Here is a 26889-nt window from a genome sequence, read left to right as displayed (position 1 = left end):
CAGTATCTTTGCAGTTCAAAATGATACAATGTTTTCAAAAATTATAGTACACAGAGTCGGAAATAAAATTAACGGCGAATCTTTAACGCTCTCCCAGGAAGAGCTGAAGCTGGAAGAAGGAATGGCAGATCTTCTTGAAGATTACTTTTTAGGTTCTTTTAAATCAGAAGAAACTTTCCATTTTTACAGTGACACCTATCTGGTCAATAATCCGGTCTACAGCTCCGTGTCCGAGATTTTTGAAGATAAGGCGAAGTTCCTTTGGGAATCTGAAAATATAGCCAAACATCTTTTCGAAGCAGCTGAAAACCCAAGGGTACAGAGCGGAGAATTGTTTATTGTCCTTTTTGAGGAAGAAAGTGACCGTCCTGACAAAGTGGATAAAATCGGGATCTTTAAAACGGAAAAAAGAGAATCTTTCCTTAAAATTTCTCCTCAGGCAGAAACGTTTGACATTGAAAAAGACCAGGGAATCGGTTTGTCTAAAATTGACAAGGCCGCATTGATCTACAATAATAATAAAGATACCGGATATGTACTTTCCGTAGTGGATAATAACAAAAACGGGGATATGTACTACTGGTTCGAAGATTTCCTGAAAGTAAAACAGCGCGACGACGAATATTTCCACACCCAGGAAGCCCTGATGGTATACAAAGATTATATCACCAAACAGCTTCCGCAGGAATTTGAAGTTTCAAAAGCAGACCAGGCAGATTTCCTGAATAAATCTATTAATTTCTTCAAAGAAAAAGAAGAATTCAAACTGGATGATTTTGCCAATGAAGTTTTGGGAGATCAGCACGTTATTGAAAGCTTCGTCAATTTCAAAACAGACTACGAGCAGGACATGCAGGTGAATATTGCAGAAGAATTCCCGATCAGTGAGGCTGCGGTAAAGAAAACCCAGCGTCATTTTAAAAGCATTATTAAGCTGGACAAAAATTTCCATATCTACATCCACGGCGACAGACAAAAAATTGAAATGGGAGAGGACGATAAAGGGAAATATTACAGGCTTTATTTCGAGAAAGAAGTTTAGTATATAAGGCAGAGAGAGCTAAGGAAGCGAATAAGGCAAAATGGCAAAATGGCAAAACGGCAAAACCGCGAAAGGCAAATTCACCTATTTGCTTTCTCCGCTTTCTTAGCTTCCTTAGCCTTTTCGCCCTTTCGCGGTTTCGCTTTTTTACATAAAAATTATGAAAACAAAAATCATCGATCTCTCAAAACCCATCCAATATAATGCAGGTGATCCCTGGTTCATGAGGGTGAAGATTAAGCATAAAGCACATAAAAAGTCCCACTGGCTGATCAGGCTGGCGCTCAATCTTCCGTTCAGACTTTTTCCCAAAAACTGGACTGGATGGGCTGATGATTCCATTAAAAATATGGGACTTCATGCGACCACTCATATTGATGCTCCGTGGCATTATGGTCCTGTAGTAGAGGGGAAACCGGCTAAAACCATTGACCAGATTCCTCTGGAATGGTGCTATGGAGACGGCATTGTTATCGATTGTACCCACAAAGAAGATTTTGTAGCCATCACGATAGATGATCTGAAAAAAGATCTTGATAAAAACGGAATTACCATTCAGGAAGGAAATATTGTCCTGATCAGAACGGACCGCGACAAAATGATGGGAACCCAGGATTTTGTAGAAAAAGGAACCGGAATGAGCAAAGAAGCCACCGAATGGCTGATTGATCAGGGCGTAAAAGTAATGGGCATAGATCAGTGGGGATGGGATCTTCCCTTAAAATACATGGCCAGAAAAGCAAGAGAACTCAATGACCCCGAATACTTCTGGGAAGGCCACCGCGTAGGTATAGAAAAGGAATACCTCCATATTGAACAGCTTACCAACCTCGGAGCACTTCCTCCTTCCGGATTTAAAATAAGTGTATTTCCTCTGAAAATAGTAGGCGGTTCCGCAGCTCCGGCGAGAGTAGTAGCTATTATGAATCCTTAAAAGGCTAAATCGCGAAAAGGCAAAATGGTAAAACTGCTAAATGGCTAGTAGGCAAATTTGCAAATTCGCTTATTTGCCTTTTTAGCTTTCTAGGCTTCCTTCGCCATTTTGCCTTTTCGCCTTTCAGCCCTTCCTAAAAAACACCGCCCTCCCATACTCATAGTTCATCCTGGCAATATTCAGTACGGAAATTCCCTGCGGGCATTCCACTTCACAGGCTTCGGTATTGGAGCAGTGCCCGAATAATTCTTTATCCATCTGGGTGACCATGTTTAATACACGCAGGCTTCTTTCTTCCCTGCCTTGTGGAAGAAGTACCATATGAGTGATTTTTGCCGAAGTGAATAAAGCAGCGCTTCCGTTCTTGCAGGTGGCCACACAAGCTCCGCAACCTATGCAGGCTGCCGAATCAAATGCTTCTTCTGCGATCTGGTGGGTGACAGCAATGGCCGTGGCATCAGGAGCCTGGCCTGTATTAACTGAGACAAATCCCCCTGAAGAAATAATCCGGTCAAAAGCTGAACGGTCTACTTTAAGGTCTTTTTTTACCAGGAAAGCTCCGGCCCGGAAAGGTTCTATTAAAATGGTCTCTCCGTTTTTAAAAGACCTTAGGTGAAGCTGGCAGGTGGTTGTATTTTTTAGTGGGCCATGGGCAATTCCGTTGATCATCATACCGCATTGGCCACAGATGCCTTCACGGCAGTCGTGATCAAATTCTACAGGCTCATCACCTTCAGTAATGAGTTTTTCATTTAAAGTATCCAGCATTTCCAGGAAAGACATGTGGGGATTGAGGTCTTTCAGATCATAACTGACCAGTTTCCCTTCACTTTGGCTGTCTTTCTGTCTCCATATTTTAAGATGTAAATCCATAATTTTTGTGTTTAATTGAGGCGAAGAAGGCTGAGAGGGCTTATGAGGCAAATAAGCCAATTTGCCCTTTTGTAATTTTGTGATTTCGCCTTTTTGCCCTTTAGCCTTCTTAGCTTTCTTCGCCATTTATACTATTTATAACTTCTCACCGTCGGTTGTATTTCCTCAAAAACGAGCGGTTCCCTGATCAGTTCGGGTTCATTGTTTTCCCCTTTCCATGCCCATGCGGAGATAAACTGGAATTCCGTATCATTTCTGAGGGCTTCTCCGTCCGGGGTTTGAAATTCTTCCCGGAAGTGAGCCCCGCAGGATTCATTCCGGGTTAAAGCATCGTAGCACATCAGCTCTCCGATCTCGAAATAATCGGCTACGCGGCCGGCTTTTTCAAGTTCTGAATTCATTGTGTTGCCGTGTCCGGAAACTCTGACATCTTTATAAAACTCTTTTTTCAGTTTTCTGATTTCTTCAATGGCATATTGCAACCCCTTTTCATTTCTGGCCAATCCGCAATAATCGTATAAAAGTTTTCCCAGGGTTTTATGAAAGTAATCAACCGTTTTAGTTCCTTTGATATTCATAAAGTCCTCGATTTGCTGCTTAACTGCCTGTTCTGCCGCTTCAAATTCCGGCGCATCCGGAGAAATTTTCCCGGTATGAATTTCATCGGCTAAATAATTGGCAATGGTATAAGGCGCAATAAAATATCCGTCCACCGAAGCCTGCAAAAGAGAATTAGCACCCAGTCTGTTGGCTCCGTGGTCAGCAAAATTCGCCTCACCTAAGGCAAAAAGCCCCGGAATAGTGGTCATCAGCTCATAATCTACCCAGAGGCCACCCATCGAAAAGTGGGCGGAAGGTGAGATCATCATCGGTTCATTGTAGGCATTATACCCTGTAATTTTAAGGTACATATCAAATAAATTCCCGTATTTCTCCTGAATCTTTTCTTTTCCCTGCTCTCTTATGGCTTTGGAAAAATCGAGATATACTGCATTTTTTAAAGGCCCGATTCCAAAACCGGCGTCTATGCGTTCTTTGGCAGCGCGGGATGATATATCTCTCGGTGCCAGATTTCCAAAAGCCGGATACCTACGTTCCAGATAATAATCTCTGTCATTTTCAGGAATATCATTAGGCTGTCTTTGGTCGTCAGCTTTTGAAGGCACCCAGATCCTTCCGTCATTCCGTAATGATTCTGACATCAGCGTTAATTTCGACTGATAATCGCCGGATTGCGGAAGAGAGGTAGGATGCACCTGGATCCAGCTTGGGGAAGCCATCAGGGCCCCTTTTTTATGAGCTCTCCAAATGGCAGAACCATTGCAACCCATCGCCAAAGTTGAGAGATAATAGATCTTTCCGTAACCGCCTGTCGCGAGAACGACCGTATGAGCGGCATGTCTCTCCATTTCCCCGGTATCGAGATTTCTTACGATAATTCCTCTTGCTTTGCCGTCAATCACCACAAGATCCAGCATTTCATGTCTTGAATACAGCTGTACCGTTCCTTTTCCCACCTGTCTCATCAATGCCTGATAAGCACCAAGAAGCAGCTGCTGTCCAGTCTGTCCTCTGGCATAAAATGTCCTGCTTACCTGAACCCCTCCGAAGGAACGGTTGTTAAGGTAGCCGCCATATTCACGGCCAAAAGGAACGCCCTGAGCTACCGCCTGATCGATAAGGTTTAATGAACATTCAGCCATACGGTAGACATTGGCTTCACGGGCCCGGAAATCTCCGCCTTTTAAAGTATCGACGAACATTCTGTAGACGCTGTCACCGTCATTTTTATAATTTTTAGCTGCATTTACTCCTCCCTGTGCCGCTACGGAATGCGCTCTTCTTGGACTGTCCTGGAAGCAGAATGACTTTACATTGTAGCCCATTTCGCCCAGGGATGCCGCAATTGAGCTTCCTGCCAGTCCTGTTCCCACAACAATCACATCCAGTTTTTTGCGGTTGGCTGGATTCACGAGCTTTGCTTTCTTTTTATAATTATCCCATTTTTGCTCTAAAGGGCCTTGAGGTATTTTTGAATCTAACATGATGATTTTGTGTTATTTGGCAGTGAAGAATACGTAAACCGGCATCAGTGCAAAACCGATACTGATGATTACTGAATAAATGATCCCTGCGGTTTTGAACCATTGCACAAATTTGGGATGATACAGTCCGAGTGTTCTGGCAGCGCTGTGAATCCCGTGAATCAGATGATAGCATAAAGCAACCATTGAAAGAATATAGATCATCACATACCACCATTCCTTGAAAACGGTTACTACTAAAATGTACAGGTCTTTATTTCCGTTGTCATCCAGCGGCGGATTTCCGAATTTGTACACATACCAGAAATTCTGAAAGTGAATCACAAGAAAAATCAGGATCAAGGTTCCGAGTATACCCATGTTCCGGGACTGCCATGTGCTGGCTCTTCTGCGGTTTTCCGACTGATAATGACCTCCCGATTTTTTATTTTTAATGGTGATGAGTAATCCATCCAGAGCATGCAGAATAATACTTCCATACAGAACATAGGAAACGATTTTGATCAGAATATTTCCTGACAGAAAATGAGAATAGGCATTGAATTGCAGATGAGCCTGTTCCGCCGGAAGGAATAATTGAAGATTCCCCAGAAAATGAATCAGCAGGAAAAAGCTCAGGAACAGTCCGGTAAGGCACATCAGTAATTTCCTTGACAGTGTTGACAGCATATTTTTGATTTAATCATTAATAATATCCTAAGACTTTCATCCAGAGTCCTCCGACTACCATATAGATGATGAGTAATACAATTCCTATTTCGAGACCCCTGAGCCACCAGGCTTTCAGTTCCACATAACCGCTTCCGTAAAATACCGGTGCAGGGCCATGGCCATAATGGGTAAGGACCCCATAAATAGACCCCAGGAAACCGAGCATCATCGCCAGTAACATCGGAGGAATCCCCAAAGACACCCCAACACCCAATAAAGCGGCATACATGGCTGCCACATGGGCGGTGGCGCTCGCAAAAATATAATGACTGAAGAAGTAAACCACAATAATCACCGGAAAGGCCACCTGCCAGCTTAATCCGCCTATTTTTACTTTAATAAGATCACTGAACCAGCTGATAAAACCGAGCTCGTTCAGAGAACTGGCCATCATTACCAGTACAGCGAACCAAACGATGGTATCCCATGCTCCTTTTTCACCTTTAATATCTTCCCAGGTTAATACTGAGGTCAATAAGAGCATAGTAAGACCAATGAAGGCCGTAGTGGTGGCGTCAATGGACAGAGCTCCTCCAAAAATCCAAAGGGCTAAAAGGATAAAAAAAGCCAACAGCATTAACCATTCGTTTCTGGAGATGGGTCCCATCTCTTTTAATTTCTGAGCGGCCATTTTGGGGGCGTCGCCCGTTTTTTTCAATTCTGGTGGGTATAATTTGTACAGAACCAATGGCACCACAAAGAAGGCTACCAGTCCCGGAACAAATCCGGCCGCTGCCCATGACATCCAGGTGATATTAATACCGAGATTGGCTGCAAATTTCTGACACATCGGGTTACTCGCGGTTCCGGTAAGAAACATGGAAGAAGCGATGAGATTCATATAATAGCTGTTCAGGGTAAGGAAAGAGCCCAGTTTTCTGTGGGTTTCCGGTTTTTCAGGAACGGAATCAAAGCTGATGGCCATTGATTTCATGATGGGGTAGATAATTCCGCCACCTCTTGCCGTATTACTAGGAATAGCCGGTGCCAGGCATACATCTGCAAGCCCAAGTCCGTAAGCCAATCCTAAAGAGCTCTTACCGAAAATCCTGATGAATAAAAAAGCAATACGGTTTCCCAGACCTGTTTTGATAAATCCTCTGGCAATAAAGAATGAGATCCCGATCAGCCAGATAACTTTATCCCCGAATCCGGAAAGTGCCTTTGTAATGGATTTTCCCGCATCTCCGGGTGCTACTACCTGGGTAAGGGCGGTAAACGCAATAGCCATCATACACATGGTACCCATAGGTGCTGCTTTAAGGATAATTCCTAAAATGGTTGCTGCAAAAATCGCGAAGAGATGCCATGCGTTCTCCGCAACACCTTCGGGGGCCGGGATAAACCATATGATCAGCGCAACAGCAAACGTTATCGCAATATTGGTGATATTAATTTCTTTCATGATCTATATTATTTAAGCGGTTAGAATCTACTCTGTACCTGGACGATGAACAGATTATTATTGTATTGTGATGTATTTTCCACCTGATGTTTATAGCGGTCGAACTGGACACCCAGCTGAATTCTGGCGCCGTAGTTTTTCAGGAACTCAAGCCCGAACATCGGGGTAATGGTCTGTCTGGGGTTTGAATTCACCCTGAAGTTGGTATCCAGATATTCATACCTGCAGGAAAGTTCGAAAGCGCTGAGGTTTTTATGATTGATCTCATACCTCAGATTGGGAAGAAAATAAGCCCCACGGATCAGGTATTGATCAGGATTGGAAGGCCTGAACTCAGGATTAATAGCATTGTACAGTACGTGGTTTGTAGCCTGTTTCGCTTCCAGCTGCATATCCAGGCTCCATTTCGGGTCAAACTGAATCATGGAACTGAGGTCAATTCCCACGGCATATACTTTTTTGCTGAAAACTTCGCCGATACCGCCATTCAGGCCTACATTGAAATTGTATTTTTTAGACAGCCCGAAAACAAGGCGGGTAGAATATTGTTTTCCGTTGTCATTGTCATTGATCTGGTTCTTTCCGTTTCCGTTGACCACTGAAACTGCATATTGAAAAGGAATATTGCCCAACTGCAGCTGTCCTGTGGCAGAAAGCCCGATCTGGAAGCTTGTCCAGCCCAGTTTTCCGAATTCCGTGTACTGATTGGACCAGTCCAGTGATTTGATAATGTCGATGGGATAGGTTTCTTCAATCCCGAACCATGGTCTGAATTGTCCAACTGTAAAGGCGAGCTTCGGATTGAAGGTGTATTTCAGATAAGCATTTTCAAGAACTCTGCTTTTCGGATCATTCTTGAAGTCGGCAAGATTCGCCAGGGCTACTACTTCCGTCCGTTTGCTGATCTGAGCCCGGACCTGAACCCTCATGTATTTAAGCATGAAATTATTGCTGGTACCTGATCCGTCGGCATGGTGAAGTCCGTTCACATCAACATCTTTGGCCATTCCTACAAGATAACGGGCCTGAAACAGACCTTTGATCTGGAGTACTGGATATTTTACATTATCTTCTTCCGGCTTGCTGGGCTGCAGGGAATCCTGAATCTGCGCACTGACGGATAAACCGGCGAGTAGTGCACAAAATATCATGCTTCTCTTTTTTTGTGAAAAAAAGGTCATAGTATTTGTGTTTAGAATGAATGAATTATTTTAAAAACCTCGGATTTTAGAGAAACTATTCTTTCAATATTCGCTGAGGTCCGGACTGTGTACCGGTTGTAAATAGTATTTGTTTTTCAAATATTTTACATTGTGAATCGGGAAGTGATGAAATGCTGATCATCATAAAAGGGAACTTGTTCATAGTATATTATTATTTGAATTTAAATGAGGAATTTATTGGGAATAATGCAAAAAAATTCAACAATCCTTAACCGTATTCATTATTTGGTGATATAAATTTAGTAAAATTTGTTTAATAATTGTGATTTTTTAAGATTTAATATAAAATTCATGTGATGAATCATGATCGGGAAATAAAACTTGATTGGCCTGAAAAATTTCACTATATTAAAAATAGAGTCCGTTATCAATGATGGAAAGACAAGTAATTGTTCTGAAATTCAAGGATTTGAATGTTTGAGATTATTAATGTTACGGCTTTTTTTTCATACTTCCCCGTTTTCGTACCACAAAGTAATATGTCGTTAAAAAAAGCGTTATATTTGATAGATCAAAGATAGATATGAATTTTATAGAATGCCATGAGGAGCCCATCCATATTCCCGGGTACATACAAAGTTTCGGATACCTGATCGGCATTGACGCAGAATCTCACTCCATCACTTTTTTCAGCAGGAATATTACAGATTTGTTTAAGATTGAAAATGCAGAGCCGCTTTTTAACAGACAGCTTATGGATTTTTCTGAAGTTTTCCGCCCAGTTATGGATTCGGATCTTTATGTTTCTTTGAAAAGCTTTACCAAAAGGGAAAATGAAACCCATTTCGATAAAATATTTGTCGACGGTAAGGAATATCATTTTTCTGTTTTCAGAGGAGGGAAGTACATCTTCCTTGAATTTGAAGCCGTACAGGAAAACCCTAATAAGCGTATTTCTAATAAGTATGACAATTTTTATGTCATTGACAATGAACAGGACATTTGGGAGCAGCTGTTGGGTACGCTAGCCAAAATCGTAAATTATGACCGGATGATGGTGTATAAATTTATGATGGACGGTTCGGGAAAAGTAATTGCAGAACGCAGAAGCGATAATATGGACAGCTATCTGGGACTTCACTACCCGGAATCTGATATTCCGAGACAGGCCAGGGAGCTTTATCTGAAAAAAAGAAAAAGAATATTCAGCAATGTATATGCTGAGACGGTTCCGCTGATGAGCAGGACAGAAGAAAATATAGACTTGACTTTTGTAGCTTCGCGGGGAATGTCTCCCGTTCATGGGCAGTACATTAAAAACTCAGGCGCATCTTCCAGCTTCAGTATATCCATTATTCTTGATAATCATCTGTGGGGTTTGGTGACCTGCCAGAATTCGGAGCCTAAACATATTGACCTTGAGGATAGGGTACAGGCCGGTATTTTTACAGCGCTGGCTTCCAATGCCTATTCTTCATTCAAATCCAAGAAAGAGCTTAACTACCGTCTTGAGCTGAATGAAAAAGCAGCACAGTTGAAAGCGGAATTTCTGAAACACAATCATCTTTTTGATTCTCTTGCGGAAAATAAAGAAAAACTCCGGAAACTGCCTGAAGCAGACGGTCTTGTAATTATTTCCGAAAACGACAGGGTGAGTTCAGGAAATGTTCCGGATCGCGAAATGATTGACAGGATTGCTCATTGGGCCCCGGAACAAACGGAAGAAAGCATCTATATGAACCGTAGTTTTCTCAAGGATTTTGGACAGGAACTTAACCTGGATGAAACGGCTGCCGGCATCATTATTTATTTCATAGAAAGAAGTAAAAAAGAAATGCTGATCTGGTTCCGCAGGGAATTTGATGAACATATCAACTGGGCCGGAAATCCTGAAAAGAATATAGATGTTCTTCTGCAGAACGGGGAGGAAAAGCATATTGTTTCCCCAAGGACTTCTTTCCATATTTTTACTGAAAGTATTAAGGGAAATTCAAAAAGATGGAATTCCAGAGATATCAGTTCGGTCAAAGCTGTCCGTGATGTCATCCTTGAAACTTCACATAAACAGTACAATGCTATTAAGTCATTGAATAATGAACTGAGAAAGGTGAATGAAGAACTGGATAGTTTTTCCTACACGATTTCACATGATCTGGGAACTCCCCTGACGGTCATGAAGCTGAATGCACAAATGCTGCTTTCCAATTTTGAGGAAACAGAAAAAAATAAGAACAAACTGAGCTCCATTATTGAGGAAATTGATAATATGGCTGAAATGATGCATGATGTATTGCAACTCAGCCGTGCAAAATACAGCGAAATAGAGCTGGAACGTTTACAGCCTTCCCAAACCCTGCTCAAGATCTCTGAAAATGCAAAGATTACGTTTGAGAGTCAGAAAACAGAGATTATTATCGGGGAATGCCCTGATGTTCTGGCGGACAAGACCATGCTTCATCAGGTGTTTTTAAATATTATTAATAATGCCGTAAAGTATTCTTCCTATCAGGATGAGCCCAAAGTGAAAATCTGGGGTGGTGAAGAAGAGGGAAGTATAGTATACAGGATCTCGGATAACGGTATCGGAATTCCTGAAGAAGAAAAGCATAAAATGTTTAAGATTTTCAACAGGATGGATAATGCGAAAAAATTTAAAGGAAACGGAGTGGGATTGTCCATTGTCCATCGGATTATGCAACGAATTGGGGGAAATGTGGATTATGAGAGCGATAAAGAAGGCACTTGTTTCATTTTAACGTTCAAAAAACCTTAAATTTGGGAAACTTTAAAAACCTTATTTATGGTATCAGAGTATCTTAAGCAAAATACAGCGGAATATCATGACGCTGCGGAGAAACTTTTCAGTTCTGAAAAAATTTTTAACAAAACCTTCACCCTGGAAGATTACAAAAAAATCATCAATACCAATTATCTGATGCTTCTTCACAGTGAAGATAAAATATTCGGAAGCCTTTCTGATAAATATTCGGAAAAGCTTCAACTTAATGACAGAAAGAAACTTTCCCTTATTGAAAAGGATCTTAAAAGTCTTTCATTGGAAAGCCGGACTGCCTCCCATCACCTTCAGTTTGATAATGAACATGAAGCGCTGGGAGCCATGTATGTGATTGAAGGTTCTACTTTAGGTGGAAACGTAATAGCCAAGCAGCTTTCTAAAACGGAAGGTTTTGATGATGTAACCTTCAATTTCTTCGGATGTTATCAGGAAAACACAGGACCGATGTGGAAAAATTTCAAGGAGGTTCTGGATACTGAAGTGACGGAAGAAAACTACAACGATGTACTGTCCGGAGCCAAAAAACTCTATACATTCTTACTGAACGTCAATTAACATTATTGAAGCTTAATTAAATTCCTGAAAAATTGCCTAATTTTTCAGGAAGTATTAAATTTGGGAGTTTCAATTTTTAGACTGAACAAAAAAATAATTTTAAAAAAAGTATACAATATGAAAGTAACTGTAGTAGGTGCAGGCGCTGTAGGAGCAAGCTGTGCAGAATACATCGCAATGAAAAACTTCTGTTCTGAGGTAGTTTTAGTAGACATTAAAGAAGGATTTGCTGAAGGTAAAGCAATGGATTTGATGCAGACTGCATCGCTTAACGGATTCGATACGAAAATTACCGGAACAACAGGAGACTACAGCAAAACTGCAGGTTCTCATGTAGCAGTAATCACTTCAGGTATTCCAAGAAAACCTGGAATGACAAGAGAAGAGCTTATTGGTATCAACGCCGGTATCGTAAAAGAAGTTACTGAAAACTTAGTAAAACATTCTCCGGAAGTAATCATCATCGTAGTATCTAATCCTATGGACACTATGGCTTATCTGGTACACAAAACTTCAGGTCTTCCTAAGCATAAGATCATCGGAATGGGTGGTGCACTGGACTCAGCAAGATTCAAATACAGATTGGCTGAAGCATTGGAAGCTCCAATTTCCGATGTAGACGGTATGGTAATCGCTGCACACAGTGATACGGGAATGCTTCCATTATTGAGCAAAGCAACAAGAAACGGTGTTCCTGTAACTGAATTCCTAAGCGATGAGCAGCAAAAATATGTAATCGAGGAAACAAAAGTAGGAGGGGCTACGTTAACTAAATTATTAGGAACTTCAGCGTGGTATGCGCCAGGTGCAGCAGTTTCTGTAATGGTTCAGGCTATCGCTTGCGACCAAAAGAAAATGATCCCTTGTTCTTTAATGCTTGAAGGTGAATACGGACAAAATGATATCTGTCTGGGAGTTCCTGCTATTATCGGAGCTAACGGAGTGGAAAAAATCGTTAATGTAACACTTACAGCTGATGAGCAGTTGAAGTTTGCTGAAGCAGCAAATGCTGTGAGAGAAGTGAACGGAGATCTTAAGTTTTAATTCGGATTGAATTTTTATATATAGCTCAGCGCGGCCTCCGGCCGCGCTGAGCGTTTTTTATCCAGAGGTTTTGTTGGTTTGTGTGTTTCGGCGCGGCCTCCGGCCGCGCCGAAACACACAAACCAACAAATACTACTTTACTTTTTCATAAATCGTTCAACCGCATCCACAAACTCCCTGTTTTTCTCATAATACAGAAGATGCCCGCCATTAATGATGGCAACTTTCTGTTTCGGAAACTGAAATGTTTTGTAATGCTGGGTTCCTACGGCTTTATCTTTTTTTCCGGTGATGACCAATACGGGAACGTGAATATCTTTTGTAATCGGAGCATAATCAGCATAGTATTCCGGAAATTCTTTTGGCCTTGAAATTACGGCCATGCCGAAATCGATGATTCTTGGATGAAGGGAGTCTATTTTGTCTGTTTGCTTAATGGTTTCAATATCTTCGGTGAGGAATTTATATCCGATTCTTTTCTTTCTCATGGCAGCACTTATTTTTGAAAGCTCGGAAGAAAGACTGTCTTTGGATACTGCTTTATTGGGCTGTCCGAGAAGGCTGTTTCCGTATTCTATCTGTTCTTTTAGCGTTTCGTTGTTGAGGAAATGGAGCGTGATATTGGCAAGGATTAGTCCTTTGGTGTACTGTGGATATTTTTTAGCATAGTTGACGGCAATAATTCCCCCGAAAGAATGGGCCAGCAGAAAAACTTTGTCAAGTTTCAGGTGTTGTCTCAGTTCTTCAATATCCTGAACCATCGCTTCCAGATGATAATTATCCGATTTTCCGGATTCTCCTGATCCCCGCTGATCCATGTAAATCATCTGCATGTTTTTTTCCAGGCTGTTTCCGCCCAGAAGTTCAAAAGACGGATATCCCTGTCCCGGACCGCCAGGAACATAAATGCAGGCTTCTCCTTTTCCGGAGACTTTATATTTTATTTTGACATGATCTGAGGTTTCAAAAAAATGTTCGTTACCAGTCTTCTGTGCTGAAAAAGAAGTTGAAGACAAAAGAAAAAAGATAAATAATTGAATCGCTTTCATATATTCATAACAGTTGAAATGATCAATTTATTACTTTCATTTGATGCATTGCAGTTGTTTTTAGCAAAAAAACAGACTCAAAAAAAATTGAGCCTGCCTTCCTAATTTATTTTAACTACTGAATCTTTTAATTGATAAAAACCACTACATTATTTCCTAAATAATTCCAGGTAGCAGTTATGCCGCTCGGTGTAGAGCCGTTGAAAGCGCCGTGATGGCTGTTAACATAGCCGCAGTCTCTTCCGAGCTGCATATATTCGCCGTTCGCAAAATTAAGGTCTAAAGACTGCCATGATGTAGGGGAGGTGATCACAGATGGGATAGTCACTCCGGCAGATACATTGTAAGTCTGACCCGGAATACCAATAGCATCCGAAATCACAGCCCACTGATTGATGGGTGGGGTCACCAGGTGACTTGTATTGTATTGAGTATAGGTTACGGTTGATGCGGGAGCTAGTGAAACGGCAGGATAGCCTTCCAGTATAGGCTGGCAATCTATAGGCTGGGTATTGTCATTAGTTCCTACGAGTCTGTAAGTAACACTCTGTGTTGAAAAATTATAGATGGTCATGTTTCCTGACTGAGCATAGGCGAAAGTTCCGATTAATAATAAAAGGAATAATGAAATATTTTTCATAAGAATTTAAGGATTAAAGCTTTAAGATTATAAAGAAGAATTGGTGTAATTGTCCTGGAAGATCTCCATGGCCCAAAGGATGATTTTAGTTTTATCCCCCTGAGTAGCTTTCTCAATCTGTTCGTCTTTTACTCCTGTAGACTTGATCAGGGATTTTGCTGCAGGAAGCAGGATGTCTTTTCTTTTTTCGCTTAATTGAGGGAATTGATATTCGGAATTTTGTTTTTCTTCGCTCAGGGGAAGATTTTTAGACGTGTTTATGGTGGTGATTGCACGTTTGAAATTTTGAACCGCTTCTGTTTTCAGGTTGTCCTGAGCTGCAACTGGGATAGTCTCATTATTACACGATGTCAGGAACAAGAAACTTGCAATAGCAAACAAGAATGTTTTTGTCATAGTAATTAGTATTGTTTTTTAGCTGATGATAAATATATAAACTATATTTTAATTATTAATGATAAAAATACTAATTATTTTAAAAATTAATTATTTTAATTAACTAATAACTAATTTTTATTGAATTTAATTAATTTAAATGTATATGTCACTTAAAAAAGACTTTGCGATAATGCAAAGCCTCTCACAAAGCTGTGGTACAAAAAAGAGCGGTAAAAAAACCGCCCCTTCCTTTATCTAACAATAATTTCTTTTAAAAATAAACGCATCCGCATCCTGTTTCCCATGGCTGGCATAGGCGTTGTGGCTCATTGCAGCCTCCTCCTGGACCGCCGCCGCCAGGATTTCCACCACCATCAGATCTGTAGCAGGTTCCGCCGCTGCAATAATAGGAACCGAATGTAGGAGGACAGTTTCCGTCCATATCGCACAAAGCATAAGCAGTATCACCTCCGCTGATAATTCCCAGCTGCTTTCTGGTTAGTTTCTTTAAATTTTTCATAATACTATTGTTTTTAATTTGTTGATCACTAATATATGAATTTTTAACACACGATATGGTGATTTAAAGAATATTATTCAAATTTATAGTTTAGATTGTTTATATTATTTTGCACAAACAAAACAACGGGAGAAAAGCAAAGCCTTCTCCCGCAGAAACAATGGGTATGTTGAAAAATTATGCATTCATCATACTGAAAGCACCTTCTGAATGGGCAAAGAAATTAGTGTATAAAACTTCAGTATTTCCCACGCGGATTTCATACCTGTTTTCAAGCAGACCTTTTATCAGGCTTTCTGAAACCTCTGAAGGCGGAATACCATTTTCCCTGCCTCCGATTTCAACGGAGAAATCTGTGTTCACAAGAGGAGGCATGAGTTCAAAAACTTTGACAGCAGTATTTTTAGCAAGCTCATGTCTCAGTATTTGAGTGTAAGAATGAAGGGCTGCCTTAGAATCCGAATACGTAGGAACATGCGAACCTGGAGCAAAGGCTACAATAGAAGAAACATTGACAATAGCAGCATTTTCCTGTTGTTTTAATAAAGGCAGTAATTTTTCTGTCAGACGGATAGGAGCGAAATAATTGGTTTCAAACTCGGCAGCTGCCTTGGTGTAGGTATCCGATATATCAGAAAGGGTATAGGCATAAGCGTGTCCGGCATTGTTGATCAGGATATTCAGTCCGCCGAAATTCACTTTAATTTCTTCCACCAGACGATTTACATCTTTTTCCTGGGTGATGTCAGCCTGTATGGTGAATACATTGTCCAGACCCTGTGCTGCCGCATCAAGTTTAGCTTTGTTCCTTCCTGCAATAATTACGGTGTTTGTAGTATTCAATGCTTTTGCAATTTCTAATCCGATTCCTGAGCCTCCGCCGGTAATCAGGATAATGTTGTTGGTAATGTTCATGATGTTTTTTAGTATTAAATTAATCAATATTTTAATTTGTACTATTTGGTACAAAATTGTGTAAAAATTTTTAATCCAGTATTTTAAGATTCATTTCAATAATGCTTTTCAGGATTTCAGGAGAAGCTTCCATTCTTCTGGTTACGTGAATACCGTTCCAAAGATTGCTCAGGTGCCATCCCATAATTTCAGGATCTTCAGTACTTTTCATCTGTCCTTTTTCCTGTGCTTCCCTTATGGTGGCTGCAAAAATAGTTTGAAGGTTTCTCAGTAACCGGGCCGTTACTTTTTTCAATTCCTGATCTTTTTCAGAAAGCTGAACCAAAGCATTTCCCAGATAACATCCCCGTTCTTTGTCACAATCAGAGGCATATGCCAGATTGAGAAAAAAGGCTTTCAGGAATTCTATTTTATCATCAGCCTCCGCAAGACTCTGTGAAATTTTTTGAGAAAAACGTTCCGAAAACTGAGTGATTGAGCGCGTATATAACTCTTGCTTCCCTCCTTTAAAGGCCAGATAAAAACTTCCTTTACCGATTCCCATGGCTCCCAGCAATTCGTCGGCAGAAGCTGTATCATAGCCTTTGCTTCTGAAAACTTCAGTTGCTTTTTCTATCGCTTCACATTCATCAAATATTTTAGGTCTTCCTGCCATTGGGATTAATTTCTGAGACAAAGGTATATAATTGTACTAATTAGTACAAAATAAAAATTTCAATAAGTTTTATAGTTTTTGTCAATTATTTTCTAAACCGGGTCGAGATGCTTCATCTATAAATCCAGGGTCATAAAAACGGCTGTTTCTTCAGCATTCTCATATAATCTTGTATTCAGTCCTGTGATACTGAAACCCAATCTTCTGTAAAACTGTATCGCAGGAAAATTAGTGTTCTGTGTTTCAAGTTCAAGAATCCTGCAGTTCAGTTGCCTGGCTTCTCGTACCGCATTTTTAATCAGCAGGGCTCCGGCACCTTTTCTTCTCATTTTTTCACTCACCAGGATATTCTCTATATAAAAACTGTTGTTCCAGGTCCTGTGCTCACAGATGATCCAGCCCATAAGCTCTTCATTTTCAAAAACCCCGAATGAATGTCCATGCTCTATAATTTCATTAAGCTCATCAATATCATCAGCATCTGTATTCCACACTTTGGTATAGCTGATCTGCTTTTCTTTTAATACAAACTCAAAAGATCCGGCATATTCAACGAAAGAAACAGATAGTATTTTGTCCGTCTCATACCCGTTAAGTCCCCAGTCTGATGTAGGATTGGCCGTTAATTTTTCTAGCTTTTTTATCTCCATGAAAAATGTGAATATGATTTTTAACTTACTGAATTTCTGTGCAGATTTCTACCAGATAATTATCCGGATCTTTGATATATGCTACTTTTTGGCCCCAGGGCTTTACAGCAACCTCTTCATATAAAGTCGCTCCGTTTTCAAGAGCTTTTTCCAAAAGGCTTTCTACGTCATCCGTTGTGAATCCAAGTTCAATCCCAAAAGGTTTTTCCATTGATTTAGAATAAAGAAATCCCTCCTTTAAATTCGAACCGGCCAGGCTTAAAGAAGCAAAGGAAATAGTGGTCTCACCGGTAATCAGTTCTCCGTAATCCTTATCAGGAGTAATAAACTTGATTGGCATATCGAATGTATTATGGTAAAAGTTCATTGATTGTTCAACATCTTCAATATAGAGGATGACGTATTTGAATTTGATCATGATGGATAATTGAGCTTTTGTTTAAGGTGTATTATTGATGTATGTGCCAGCTTCGGAAAACTTGAAATATCTGGAATCATAGCTATACTCATAAGTTTAGTGAATAGTTATCAAATTTAAATAAAATTTCACACTCCAAAACTTTCAAAACCCGTAAATTTGTCGTCAACAAAAATTTACCAGATGCTTAGGAAAATTTCAATTGCGGCGGCGGCCCTTTTGTCCGTAATGACAATCAATGCTCAGAAGAACAGAAATTCTCAAATAGAAAGACCGAAATTAGTCGTAGGACTAGTAGTAGATCAAATGAGGTGGGACTATCTGTACCGATTTTATGGAAAGTATGGGAATGACGGTTTCAAAAGACTGCTGAATACAGGATATTCTTTAAATAACGTTCATATCAACTACGTCCCTACCATTACCGCTCTTGGACATACCTGCATCTATACGGGTTCTGTACCTGCCATCCATGGTATTGCCGGAAATGACTGGAATGATAAGGAAACCGGGAAAAATGTATATTGTACCACGGATGAAAGCGTTCAGCCGGTAGGAACCACCAATGCGAAAATAGGAAGTCATTCTCCTAAAAACCTTTGGTCTACCACCGTAACAGACGAATTGAGACTGGCAACTAATTTCCAGGGAAAAGTAATTGGTGTTTCACTGAAAGACCGTGCATCCATCCTGCCTGCAGGACATACACCCAATGGAGCTTTCTGGTTTGATGACAGTTCTGGAAATTTCATCACAAGCTCATGGTATATGAACGATCTTCCACAATGGCTGAAATCTTTCAACGCACAGAATCTGCCGGAAAAGTTAGTCGCAAACGGCTGGAATACCTTACTCCCGATCAATCAGTATACAGAAAGTTCACCGGACAATTCTTCATGGGAAGGACTGCTGGGAAGTGCAAAAACACCTGTTTTTCCTTACAGCAATTTAGCACAGGATTATCAGGCTAAAAAAGATAATATCAGATATACCCCGTTTGGAAATACACTGACATTGAAACTGGCTGAAGCCTCTGTGGAAGGAGAAAAGTTAGGGGGTGATGAGATCACAGACTTTTTAGCGATCAACCTGGCTTCTACAGATTACGCAGGCCATAAATTCGGTCCGAATTCCATTGAAGTGGAAGATGTGTATTTAAGACTGGACCAGGATCTTGCCCAGTTTTTCAACTATCTGGATTCAAAAGTAGGAAAAGGAGAGTATACCGTTTTCCTTTCTGCTGACCATGGGGGAGCCCACTCAGTAGGATTCCTGAAAGAACATAAAATTACTACCGGATTCTTCGGGGAAGGAATGGAAAAAGATATCAACCAGAAGCTGAAGGATAAATTCGGGGTGGATAAGCTGATCAATGCTGTAGATAATTACCAGATCTATTTTGACAGAAAGCTGATGCAGGATAACAAAATTGAACTGGATGACCTGAGAGATTTCACCATCAGGGAACTGCAGAAAGATCCTACCGTTTTGTATGCGGTATCCGTAGATGAAGTTCAGGAAGCTACAATTCCGGAACCGATCAAAGAGAGAATTATCAACGGAATCAACAGACAGAGAAGCGGTGATATCCAGCTGATCTCCCACGATTCCATGCTTCCTCCATACTCCAAAACAGGAACCACACACAGCGTATGGAATTCTTACGATTCCCACATTCCATTGATCTTTATGGGCTGGGGGATCCAGAAAGGAGAGAGCAATAAAGCGTATAATATGACTGATATTGCTCCTACTGTTTCATCACTGCTGAAGATTCAGTTCCCAAGCGGAAACGTAGGAAACCCAATTACAGAGGTGATTGGAAGATAACTGAAGTGTATCATAAAATAAGAAACATTCCTTTCGGGGAATGTTTTTTTTATGTCTGCGATGATGATTGTACATGAAATGTTTTTTAATTCTATGCGTAGAGAAATATAACTATATTTGGAATACAAATCAAAATATATAATCATGAAAAAATTATCAAGAACAGATCTTAAAACGATCAAAGGAAGCAACGGAGGTATTGGATGCTCGGCTGATCTGAAGTGTCCGCCTTTTCACATCTGCTGTAATCAGATTTGCCTGAACACAAGGGAACTCCTGCATTTACCCACCTGCGACTAAGCTAACCCGCGACAAAACAAAAAATACCCGGAGCATTCCGTCAGGAATGCTCCGGGTATTTTCCATTACAGATTACTTATTACTTATTGCTCATAACTTAATCAACTCCTGTATCTCTTTCCTGTACCTCAAATTCTGCTTCCTTGTTTTGAAAATCAAATAAAGCAATAAGGAAATGAATAATATGCAGAAACCTGTAATAATTCCTCTCAGATAGCGGTAACGGGTTTTCATTTCGCTGCTTTTTTTTAAGGTTTCTTTATTATGATTGTTAATGGAATGGTTAATCGAACTTAATTCATTCTGCTCCCGCCGGAAACGCATTTCAAAATATTTCTTGCTGTAGTTCTGGTATAAAGCAGGTTTTCCCAGTGCCAGATAGTTTTCGGACATTTCCTTATAAATTCCTTCATTGAGAATCAGGTCGCCGGTATTTTTGCTCAGATCTTCAGCATTGATGAGTAATTGTAAAGCTTTTTCATTCTCTTTTTTCTGTTTGTACATCTCGGACATACCTTTCAATGCAAATGCTTCCAGACTTTTTGCTTTATTCCTGCGTGCATATTCCATAGACTGAAGAAAGGCGTGATGCGCTTTTTCAAATTGATTAAGGTTAAGATAACAGTAGCCGATATTGTAATACACCACACTCATATTCGAATAGGTGGTCTGCTTATGCTGTATTTTTTCAAAATTCTGAATAGAGATCAGGAATTTTTTGAGGGCAATTTCAGGATTCGATTGACTTTTATAAATCATACCGCGGATGGCAAAGCTCCTGGCGGTTTCAATGTGCTTTTCAGGCAGATCGTCAGGAAGTTTTATCAAAAGACGGTCTGCTTCGTTAAGGGTTTCCAGGCTTTTGCTGAACAATTCCATCTGCTGGTATTGGATAGCCGCCGAGATCAGGATGCTGGTGCGGATTTTCAGATCATTGGTCTTTTCCGCAGTTTCCTTTGCTTTTAAAAGATACTGCAATGACCGGTCAAAATCCCTTTTTGCAATATGGGCAGTAGACAGAAGCTGGTAGATTTTGATTTGATCATGGATATCGTGATTTTTTTTCAGAAGATCTTTCCCGATTATGATGGCACGTTCCGGGTTATCATAAATTTCGAGGCGTGCTTTTTTCATCAGGGAATCCAGCGAAGTTTTCTGTCCTGAAACTAACACGCTGAACAAAAGAACCATCACCGGAATTATTTTTAAGATCAATTTCATACTGTCTTGTTTTTACTGATTTCCTGGATATAAACATTGGGAGACATACCGGTCACGGATTTAAATACGGTGGTAAATGCACTGTGTGAAGAAAACCCTGAATATTCAGCCAGATAGCTTACTTTATAATTTAGATAAACAGAATCTGTTCTTAAAAGACGGGCAATATGGTTGATCCTCAATTCATTGATGTAGCTGTTGAAATTCTTTCCTTTGCTGTTATTGATGACTTCTGAAAGATATTTTGTATTCACACCCATTTGTGAAGACAGTACGGAAAGTGTCATACTTTTATCAAGGAAGCGCTGTTGTTTTTCCCATTCTTCAAGCTTACCGAGGATTTCATCTTCCTTTTCCTTTGAAATCTTATTTGAATCTTTTTCAGGAGTTACATGAATATTTTCCGGCGGTTTTTGTTCCTGTTTCTTTTGCCTTTCAAAAAAATCATATTGTTTTTTAAGATCTTTATTCGTGTTTTTCAGGATCAGAAAACAGATGACAAGCCCTGCTATAATGACGATAAAGCCGGAAGAAAGCAGAGCCGTTTTTTTCAGTTGTTTCTGGTTTTGAAATTCAAGGGTATTATTTTGGTTGGTTTCTACCAGTTTTACGATATATCTTATTCCTTCTTTGGTATTGGAATCGAGTTTTGTACGGAGTTCGGTGTAAAGCTTATTGTATTGATGGTATTTTTCGTCATTATGAAGTGCGAAATAGTTTTTGGAAAGAGATTCGTAGATCTTCGCCTTTAAACTGTTGTAGGGAAGGTTTTCTATTTTCGAAAGTCCTTTTTCAAGAAATTCCACACCCATTTGATAGTCTTCTTTTAAAAAATAATAGCGCGACAGGTTTTCGGCCGCCAATGCCTGAAGAAAATAATAGTCTGTATTTTTTTCAACTAAAACAAACGTGGCCTCCAGCAGATGCCTGGCCTCTTCTGATTTATTTTGTCTCATCAAAAAAGAAGCTCTGAATATGCTGTTTTCCAATTTCAGAATCTGATTTTCCTGATTGCTGAAACCGAGATACTGATCACTTTTGCTAAGGCTTTCCAGAGCGCAGGGATAATTTCTGTTAATTCCGAGATTGAGCGCCTCCAGCTGATAAAGTTTTGCTGTAATGACAGGCATTCCAGGGTGATCTTCTTTCAATAATTTCGGATCAGATAAAAGACCGGAAATGATCCGTTGTGACTGGCCGTAAAGGTCAAGGTTCTGATACTGGTCTGCAAGATTATAATCCCCGGCCGCCTGCAGGAAATATGAAAGCTGTTCATTTTCTTTCGAATTTTCCTTCTGACTGTAAATATTAACGGACTGTACATAATCTCCCTTCATGGCATACGCCTGAGAAATAATGTTCTGAAGCACAATCCTGTGTTCAGGATTCTGATCGCTGATGAGAAGTGCTTGTGAGTAACTGATACAGTCATCCGGATTCTGATACAGTTTCTGAAAAGCTTTGTCCGCCAAAATACTGAAATCCGGACCAGATTGTGCTTTGATGAAAACTGAACACAGAAGAATCAATAGAAATCTCATGTTCCGGACCAGAATATTCTGGCAAAAAAAAGATTTTTTTTCGGTTTTTCTTACCGATTCCTGATCATCTGTCCTCAAAGTATATTTTTGTTATATGGTTGGATTTTAACGATTTATATTTTATATTCTTTTGAATTTCACGAATTATATAAGTCAAATTCTTTTGAAAAGGTAAATATAATATTAATATTGTTTCAGCCAATCCAAAATATTAAACTTAACTATTTATGAAAAAGATTTACAAAATTTCAATAAAAGCTTTATATGCTTGCTTTTTGTTTGGGTTTTCTCTCGCAGAAGCCCAGCTGACTGTTATGGCAGTCGGAAATTATACTGTAGGCGGTATTTCTGATGGTGGAATTGTCAGCATGCATACCAGTGCCGGCCAGATCTATAAATGGGATGAACTGACTGGTTTGGTGCAGATAGGTTCTATCTCCAATGGATATCCCGCAGCCGGAAGAACACTGATCACTGCGGACGGAACCAAAATAGGTTCTTCCACCACCAATACCGCGACCGGTTTTAATGAAATTTCCACCTACGACACTGCTTCTACATCCTGGACCAACCATGGAGGACTGGTTCCTACCGGTTGGGACGGACACGTAAGTTCCACATGGGGAATGACCTCCGACGGGAATACCATCGTGGGGCTCGGATGGCTCACTGCAGGAAGTGCACATGCAGTAAAATGGAATGCCACCACCGGAGTAACGGATCTTGGAAGTATAGTTCCCAACAGGAGTTCCAGGGCCAATGCCATCAATTCAGACGGATCTGTAATTGTCGGCTGGCAGGATCAGGATAACGGAACAAGAAGCGGTGCCAAATGGGTAGACGGAGTAGAAAGTTTTATTACAGATGCCAACGGCGATTATGTGGGCGAAGCAGGAGATGTTTCAGCGGACGGAACCACCATCATAGGTGCTTCAATGCCCAATCCATACGTATGGAACAGCGTGAATGGCCTTACTTATATAACACATCCAAATTCCTCGGTCTTCTTCAGAGGGGGAGCAACCGGAATCTCTGCCGACGGTAAGACAGTAGTCGGGTTTTTCAGGGCTTTTGCGTCACCTCCCATGTCTGGAGAAGGCTTTATATGGACTTCCGCAGGAGGACGCGTCAACCTGAATGATCATGCGACAGGTCTTGGAATCAATACCCAAGGCGTGAATATGGCGCTTCCTTTGGCGATTTCACAGGACGGGAAAAAAATTGCCGGAGTGGGAACCAATGCATCCAACCAGATCGTAGCCTTTTTCCTCGATCTTTCAAAAATACAGCTTGCTACCGCTGAAAGCATAAAGAATAACAGCACAATATCCGTATATCCCAATCCGGTAAAGGACATTCTGTATATCAGAGGAATCAAAAATATTGAGAAAGTGGATATCTACAATATGGTCGGTCAGAAAATAAAAACAAATAATGCTGTGGACGGCAGAATTGATGTTTCTTCTTTATCCAGAGGAAATTATATACTGCAGATTTTCGTGAAGGGGGAAACTTCACAAAGTGTTAAATTCATCAGACAGTAAAGTAAAATTAGAAACATTTAAAAGACTTGACCAAAAAAACTCGCAGAATGTTCTGCGAGTTTTATGTATGATCTGTAATAGTCATTAATTGATATAGGAAGCGTTAAAAGACATGGAAATAGGCCTGCACGGAGCATTGGCACCGGATGTTGTTCCGTTATTAACCACTCTTCTCATTCTTACATCCATCGTATGGCTTCCGGCGGTAAGAAATTTTACGGTATTGATGGTAAACTGTGTATTTGTTCCGGCCGATGTTTCCTGAGTACGCAGATAACAGTCAGTAGCAACGCCGTCAATATACAATCTGGCTTCATAAGTTGCCTGTCCACCTCCGGCCGGGAACCCTACATAATCTATTCCCAGCATAAAATTGATGAATAAAGCCTTACCACCTGCCGGGATAGTGATAGACTGTGATGTTCCCGTAACTATGGTGGCTGCAAGATCATTGACGTTATAATCCGCACCAGTAGTACTGTTTACAGTCGCTGTATTGATACTTGCCGGGGTAGGATTGGCTACCGTTATGATATTTCCTGATGCATCCACCCCTATAGACTGTCCTGCAGCAATAGGAGAAGCTGAGGTCAGATTGGTTAATCTTAACCCTGAAGCATTTGCAGTTCCGGACGATACTTCTAAACGGGTGTTGGGGGCAGCAGTTCCTATGCCCACGTTTCCGTTGCTGATCATGGTAAGTCTTTCTGCACCGTTGGCTTTCAGGGCTACAGGAGACGTGTTGGCTGTACCAATACTTAGCTTTGTTGAATTTCCTGAAGTATTGATCTGTGCGGCATTGGCGTTATCCACGTACATATCCAGATTCGCAGATCCGCCGGTGAAGGTCATCGATCCTCTTGTGGAACCGGTTGCCGAAACAATTCCCTGGGTGGTAGCGGTTGCAATTCCCACGTTACTGGTTCCGTTCACAAAACTTAAAGAATTTCCGTTGGTTGTCACGGTTCTTGCTCCTGCCAGGGTTCCGTTTGTATTATAGATATTTAAAGACGGATCTATTTTGACCCAGGCTGTTCCATTGAAATAATAATAGCCTGTGGCATCAATGTTGACCGCGGTGCCGGCTAAGGTTCCGGTTGCAATACTGTTGACATAAATAAGGGTGGAAGTGGGAACGGCCGTCATGCTTTGCGCCCTTTGTCTGTCCAGTCTCGGGATCAGAAGTCCGTCTACGTTAGTAGTGGTTCCTGTGGGATTTTTTGCGACGATATCCAGTGTGGAAGCCGGGGCATTGGTATTAATTCCCGTCTGTGCTGTGGCAAGTGAAACACCTGCGAACAAAAATATGGTGGAGAGTTGAAATATTTTCATGAGATATGTTTTAAGACCATTATTGATTTTTTTGCAATACTTATACTGGCGCATCTTTAGTTCAGATAAGAAGCATTAAATGACATAGAGTTTGGGGCACAGACCATATTGGCTCCTGAAGTAGTACCATTATTAAATGTTCTCTGCATTCTTACGTCAATGGTGTGGTTTCCGGCAGCCAGAAACTTGATCGTGCTGATGGTAAAAGTAGCCGTGCCGGCAGTTCCAACTTCCTGGGTCCGCATATAACAGTCTGTTGCCACCCCATCTATATATAATCTTGCTTCATAATAAGCGGTACCGCCACCGGCAGGATTGTTGGTATAATCCACTCCCAGCATGAAATTAATAAACAGAGCCTTTCCACCTGTGGGAACAGTAATTGACTGTGATGTTCCGGATACGATAGTGGCCGCAAGATCATTAACGTTAAAGCTGGCACCGGTAGTACTGTTCACTGATGATATGCTTACATTCGTCGGGCTCGGATTGGCTACGGTCACTAAATTACCGCTTGCATCTACTCCCAATGCCTGGCCTGTACCTACAGGAGTTGCAGACGTAAGATTAGTAAATCTTAAACCGGATGTGTTGGCAGTTCCTGAGCTGAGTTCCAGGGTAGTGTTTGGATTAACAGTGCCTATCCCTACATTTCCGTTACTGAGAACTGCCATTTTTTCTGTTCCGTTGGTTCTTATGGTTAGGGGTGTGGCATTAGTGGTTCCAATACTTAATTTTGTGGAAGTTCCTGAAGAGTTTATTTGAGCTGCGCCTGCATTATCAACCAATATATCAGAAGTTGAAGACCCGGATGACAAAGCTAATGAGCCTCTCGTGGAACCGTTGGCCGAAATTCTTCCTTCAGTTGCACTTGTAGTAACGCCTACATTGCTGGTTCCGTTTACAAAATTCAGAAAATTTCCATTGGTGGTTACGGTTCGTGCCCCGCTTAAACTGCCATCTGAGGTATAAATATTAATGTTTGGGTTTAGCTTGATCCACGAAGTACCGTCATAATAGTAATAGCCGGCTGTATCTATATTGACGGCGGTTCCTGTCTGGGTACCTGTACTGATATTGTTAATATAGATTAATGTGGAAACCGGAGTACCGGTCATACTCTGGGCTCTCTGCCTGTCCACTCTCGGGACTAATATTCCGTCTACATTGGTAGTGGTACCAGTAGTATTTTTTGCAGTTATATCCAGAGTGGCAAGCGGAACGCTGTTGTTGATGCCACTTTGTGCCATCAGTGATGAACATGCGGCAATGATCAATATAATAGAGAATTGTATTCTTTTCATGAGAATGTTTTTTAATGAAATAA

The 26889-nt window shown here is 40.7% G+C and carries 25 protein-coding genes; 8 read left to right on the top strand and 17 right to left on the bottom strand.

All coding sequences use genetic code 11. From position 1 onward, the window contains the following. Positions 1–28: 28 nt before the first annotated feature. A complete protein-coding gene (locus B7E04_RS19430) occupies positions 29–1042 on the top strand; it encodes a nucleoid-associated protein (protein WP_062649168.1) in 1014 nt (337 codons plus the stop codon). 160 nt (positions 1043–1202) lie between these two features. Then, positions 1203–1976 carry a cyclase family protein gene (locus B7E04_RS19425; RefSeq protein WP_080780194.1) on the top strand — a complete coding sequence of 258 codons (774 nt, stop codon included), beginning with the start codon at positions 1203–1205 and terminating at the stop codon, positions 1974–1976. A 123-nt stretch (positions 1977–2099) separates the two neighbouring features. Here B7E04_RS19425 and B7E04_RS19420 read toward each other — a convergent pair whose 3' ends face one another. From B7E04_RS19420 to B7E04_RS19400, 5 genes are all read right to left on the bottom strand, one after another. Next, positions 2100–2849: a succinate dehydrogenase/fumarate reductase iron-sulfur subunit gene (locus B7E04_RS19420; protein WP_080780193.1), complete on the bottom strand. Its 750-nt coding sequence runs from the start codon at positions 2847–2849 to the stop codon at positions 2100–2102. 131 nt (positions 2850–2980) lie between these two features. After that, the gene (locus tag B7E04_RS19415) at positions 2981–4897 is read right to left on the bottom strand and encodes a fumarate reductase/succinate dehydrogenase flavoprotein subunit (protein WP_080780192.1); all 1917 of its coding nucleotides are present in this window, start codon (positions 4895–4897) and stop codon (positions 2981–2983) included. A 9-nt stretch (positions 4898–4906) separates the two neighbouring features. Continuing rightward, positions 4907–5563 carry a succinate dehydrogenase cytochrome b subunit gene (locus B7E04_RS19410; RefSeq protein ID WP_080780191.1) on the bottom strand — a complete coding sequence of 219 codons (657 nt, stop codon included), beginning with the start codon at positions 5561–5563 and terminating at the stop codon, positions 4907–4909. Positions 5564–5579: 16 nt separating this feature from the next. Then, positions 5580–7010 (bottom strand): anion permease, encoded by a 1431-nt coding sequence (locus B7E04_RS19405; protein ID WP_080780190.1) that lies wholly within the window; start codon positions 7008–7010, stop codon positions 5580–5582. Positions 7011–7030: 20 nt separating this feature from the next. Next, the gene (locus tag B7E04_RS19400; protein WP_139785453.1) at positions 7031–8191 is read right to left on the bottom strand and encodes a porin; all 1161 of its coding nucleotides are present in this window, start codon (positions 8189–8191) and stop codon (positions 7031–7033) included. A 565-nt stretch (positions 8192–8756) separates the two neighbouring features. Between B7E04_RS19400 and B7E04_RS19395 the strand changes: the two genes are divergently transcribed. From B7E04_RS19395 to B7E04_RS19385, 3 genes are all read left to right on the top strand, one after another. Then, a complete protein-coding gene (locus B7E04_RS19395) occupies positions 8757–10946 on the top strand; it encodes an ATP-binding protein (protein WP_080780189.1) in 2190 nt (729 codons plus the stop codon). Positions 10947–10973: 27 nt separating this feature from the next. Continuing rightward, a complete protein-coding gene (locus B7E04_RS19390) occupies positions 10974–11525 on the top strand; it encodes a biliverdin-producing heme oxygenase (RefSeq protein WP_080780188.1) in 552 nt (183 codons plus the stop codon). Between the two features lie 117 nt (positions 11526–11642). Continuing rightward, the gene (locus B7E04_RS19385; RefSeq protein WP_062650445.1) at positions 11643–12569 is read left to right on the top strand and encodes a malate dehydrogenase; all 927 of its coding nucleotides are present in this window, start codon (positions 11643–11645) and stop codon (positions 12567–12569) included. Positions 12570–12706: 137 nt separating this feature from the next. Here B7E04_RS19385 and B7E04_RS19380 read toward each other — a convergent pair whose 3' ends face one another. From B7E04_RS19380 to B7E04_RS19345, 8 genes are all read right to left on the bottom strand, one after another. After that, a complete protein-coding gene (locus B7E04_RS19380) occupies positions 12707–13618 on the bottom strand; it encodes an alpha/beta fold hydrolase (protein ID WP_080780187.1) in 912 nt (303 codons plus the stop codon). Between the two features lie 127 nt (positions 13619–13745). Then, complete coding sequence (locus B7E04_RS19375) at positions 13746–14258, bottom strand: hypothetical protein (RefSeq protein WP_080780186.1); 513 nt, start codon at positions 14256–14258, stop codon at positions 13746–13748. 27 nt (positions 14259–14285) lie between these two features. Beyond that, positions 14286–14654: a hypothetical protein gene (locus tag B7E04_RS19370; RefSeq protein ID WP_080780185.1), complete on the bottom strand. Its 369-nt coding sequence runs from the start codon at positions 14652–14654 to the stop codon at positions 14286–14288. Between the two features lie 253 nt (positions 14655–14907). Further along, positions 14908–15156 carry a bacteriocin-like protein gene (locus tag B7E04_RS19365; RefSeq protein ID WP_080780184.1) on the bottom strand — a complete coding sequence of 83 codons (249 nt, stop codon included), beginning with the start codon at positions 15154–15156 and terminating at the stop codon, positions 14908–14910. A 177-nt stretch (positions 15157–15333) separates the two neighbouring features. Further along, a complete protein-coding gene (locus B7E04_RS19360; protein WP_080780183.1) occupies positions 15334–16071 on the bottom strand; it encodes an SDR family oxidoreductase in 738 nt (245 codons plus the stop codon). Positions 16072–16141: 70 nt separating this feature from the next. Next, on the bottom strand, positions 16142–16726 hold the full coding sequence (locus B7E04_RS19355) for a TetR/AcrR family transcriptional regulator (RefSeq protein WP_080780182.1): 585 nt from the start codon (positions 16724–16726) through the stop codon (positions 16142–16144). A 116-nt stretch (positions 16727–16842) separates the two neighbouring features. Then, a complete protein-coding gene (locus tag B7E04_RS19350; RefSeq protein ID WP_080780181.1) occupies positions 16843–17376 on the bottom strand; it encodes a GNAT family N-acetyltransferase in 534 nt (177 codons plus the stop codon). A gap of 25 nt (positions 17377–17401) precedes the next feature. Next, positions 17402–17794 carry a VOC family protein gene (locus B7E04_RS19345; protein WP_080780180.1) on the bottom strand — a complete coding sequence of 131 codons (393 nt, stop codon included), beginning with the start codon at positions 17792–17794 and terminating at the stop codon, positions 17402–17404. Between the two features lie 183 nt (positions 17795–17977). On the opposite strand from B7E04_RS19345, the gene pafA reads away from it, so the two are divergent. Both pafA and B7E04_RS22265 read left to right on the top strand, forming a co-directional pair. Beyond that, positions 17978–19624, top strand: a complete 1647-nt coding sequence (pafA, locus tag B7E04_RS19340) for an alkaline phosphatase PafA (protein WP_080780179.1) — start codon at positions 17978–17980, stop codon at positions 19622–19624. A 144-nt stretch (positions 19625–19768) separates the two neighbouring features. Beyond that, the gene (locus B7E04_RS22265; protein WP_165439476.1) at positions 19769–19924 is read left to right on the top strand and encodes a bacteriocin-like protein; all 156 of its coding nucleotides are present in this window, start codon (positions 19769–19771) and stop codon (positions 19922–19924) included. Between the two features lie 90 nt (positions 19925–20014). On the opposite strand, the gene B7E04_RS19335 is transcribed toward B7E04_RS22265, so the two are convergent. Beyond that, entirely contained in the window at positions 20015–21145 is a 1131-nt protein-coding gene (locus tag B7E04_RS19335; RefSeq protein WP_080780178.1) for a tetratricopeptide repeat protein, read from the bottom strand. Beyond that, on the bottom strand, positions 21142–22686 hold the full coding sequence (locus B7E04_RS19330) for a helix-turn-helix domain-containing protein (RefSeq protein ID WP_139785452.1): 1545 nt from the start codon (positions 22684–22686) through the stop codon (positions 21142–21144). Before B7E04_RS19330 ends, B7E04_RS19335 begins: the two co-directional genes overlap by 4 nt. Before the next feature lie 227 nt (positions 22687–22913). On the opposite strand from B7E04_RS19330, the gene B7E04_RS19325 reads away from it, so the two are divergent. Further along, on the top strand, positions 22914–24230 hold the full coding sequence (locus tag B7E04_RS19325; protein WP_080780176.1) for a T9SS type A sorting domain-containing protein: 1317 nt from the start codon (positions 22914–22916) through the stop codon (positions 24228–24230). Positions 24231–24314: 84 nt separating this feature from the next. On the opposite strand, the gene B7E04_RS19320 is transcribed toward B7E04_RS19325, so the two are convergent. Together B7E04_RS19320 and B7E04_RS19315 are read right to left on the bottom strand one after the other, a co-directional pair. Next, positions 24315–25562, bottom strand: coding sequence for a hypothetical protein (locus B7E04_RS19320; protein WP_139785451.1), 1248 nt, complete (start codon positions 25560–25562; stop codon positions 24315–24317). A 56-nt stretch (positions 25563–25618) separates the two neighbouring features. Beyond that, positions 25619–26866, bottom strand: a complete 1248-nt coding sequence (locus tag B7E04_RS19315; RefSeq protein ID WP_139785450.1) for a hypothetical protein — start codon at positions 26864–26866, stop codon at positions 25619–25621. Between the last annotated feature and the right edge of the window lie 23 nt (positions 26867–26889).

This window comes from Chryseobacterium phocaeense (assembly GCF_900169075.1).
Classification (GTDB): Bacteria; Bacteroidota; Bacteroidia; order Flavobacteriales; family Weeksellaceae; genus Chryseobacterium; species Chryseobacterium phocaeense.
Note: the sequence above shows the minus strand (reverse complement) of the source record. Positions and strands in the feature narration are given on the sequence as shown.

Excerpts from the sequence above, each read along its gene's own strand:
- B7E04_RS19395 (WP_080780189.1), top strand. The coding sequence starts at position 8,757 with ATGAATTTTATAGAATGCCATGAGGAGCCCATCCATATTCCCGGGTAC.
- B7E04_RS19420 (WP_080780193.1), bottom strand. The coding sequence starts at position 2,849 with ATGGATTTACATCTTAAAATATGGAGACAGAAAGACAGCCAAAGTGAA.
- B7E04_RS19380 (WP_080780187.1), bottom strand. The coding sequence starts at position 13,618 with ATGAAAGCGATTCAATTATTTATCTTTTTTCTTTTGTCTTCAACTTCT.
- B7E04_RS19375 (WP_080780186.1), bottom strand. The coding sequence starts at position 14,258 with ATGAAAAATATTTCATTATTCCTTTTATTATTAATCGGAACTTTCGCC.
- B7E04_RS19360 (WP_080780183.1), bottom strand. The coding sequence starts at position 16,071 with ATGAACATTACCAACAACATTATCCTGATTACCGGCGGAGGCTCAGGA.
- B7E04_RS19365 (WP_080780184.1), bottom strand. The coding sequence starts at position 15,156 with ATGAAAAATTTAAAGAAACTAACCAGAAAGCAGCTGGGAATTATCAGC.
- B7E04_RS19320 (WP_139785451.1), bottom strand. The coding sequence starts at position 25,562 with ATGAAAATATTTCAACTCTCCACCATATTTTTGTTCGCAGGTGTTTCA.
- B7E04_RS19315 (WP_139785450.1), bottom strand. The coding sequence starts at position 26,866 with ATGAAAAGAATACAATTCTCTATTATATTGATCATTGCCGCATGTTCA.
- B7E04_RS19390 (WP_080780188.1), top strand. The coding sequence starts at position 10,974 with ATGGTATCAGAGTATCTTAAGCAAAATACAGCGGAATATCATGACGCT.
- B7E04_RS19385 (WP_062650445.1), top strand. The coding sequence starts at position 11,643 with ATGAAAGTAACTGTAGTAGGTGCAGGCGCTGTAGGAGCAAGCTGTGCA.
- B7E04_RS19405 (WP_080780190.1), bottom strand. The coding sequence starts at position 7,010 with ATGAAAGAAATTAATATCACCAATATTGCGATAACGTTTGCTGTTGCG.
- B7E04_RS19350 (WP_080780181.1), bottom strand. The coding sequence starts at position 17,376 with ATGGAGATAAAAAAGCTAGAAAAATTAACGGCCAATCCTACATCAGAC.
- B7E04_RS19430 (WP_062649168.1), top strand. The coding sequence starts at position 29 with ATGTTTTCAAAAATTATAGTACACAGAGTCGGAAATAAAATTAACGGC.
- B7E04_RS19425 (WP_080780194.1), top strand. The coding sequence starts at position 1,203 with ATGAAAACAAAAATCATCGATCTCTCAAAACCCATCCAATATAATGCA.
- B7E04_RS19345 (WP_080780180.1), bottom strand. The coding sequence starts at position 17,794 with ATGATCAAATTCAAATACGTCATCCTCTATATTGAAGATGTTGAACAA.
- B7E04_RS22265 (WP_165439476.1), top strand. The coding sequence starts at position 19,769 with ATGAAAAAATTATCAAGAACAGATCTTAAAACGATCAAAGGAAGCAAC.
- pafA (WP_080780179.1), top strand. The coding sequence starts at position 17,978 with ATGCTTAGGAAAATTTCAATTGCGGCGGCGGCCCTTTTGTCCGTAATG.
- B7E04_RS19335 (WP_080780178.1), bottom strand. The coding sequence starts at position 21,145 with ATGAAATTGATCTTAAAAATAATTCCGGTGATGGTTCTTTTGTTCAGC.
- B7E04_RS19410 (WP_080780191.1), bottom strand. The coding sequence starts at position 5,563 with ATGCTGTCAACACTGTCAAGGAAATTACTGATGTGCCTTACCGGACTG.
- B7E04_RS19330 (WP_139785452.1), bottom strand. The coding sequence starts at position 22,686 with ATGAGATTTCTATTGATTCTTCTGTGTTCAGTTTTCATCAAAGCACAA.
- B7E04_RS19400 (WP_139785453.1), bottom strand. The coding sequence starts at position 8,191 with ATGACCTTTTTTTCACAAAAAAAGAGAAGCATGATATTTTGTGCACTA.
- B7E04_RS19355 (WP_080780182.1), bottom strand. The coding sequence starts at position 16,726 with ATGGCAGGAAGACCTAAAATATTTGATGAATGTGAAGCGATAGAAAAA.
- B7E04_RS19370 (WP_080780185.1), bottom strand. The coding sequence starts at position 14,654 with ATGACAAAAACATTCTTGTTTGCTATTGCAAGTTTCTTGTTCCTGACA.
- B7E04_RS19325 (WP_080780176.1), top strand. The coding sequence starts at position 22,914 with ATGAAAAAGATTTACAAAATTTCAATAAAAGCTTTATATGCTTGCTTT.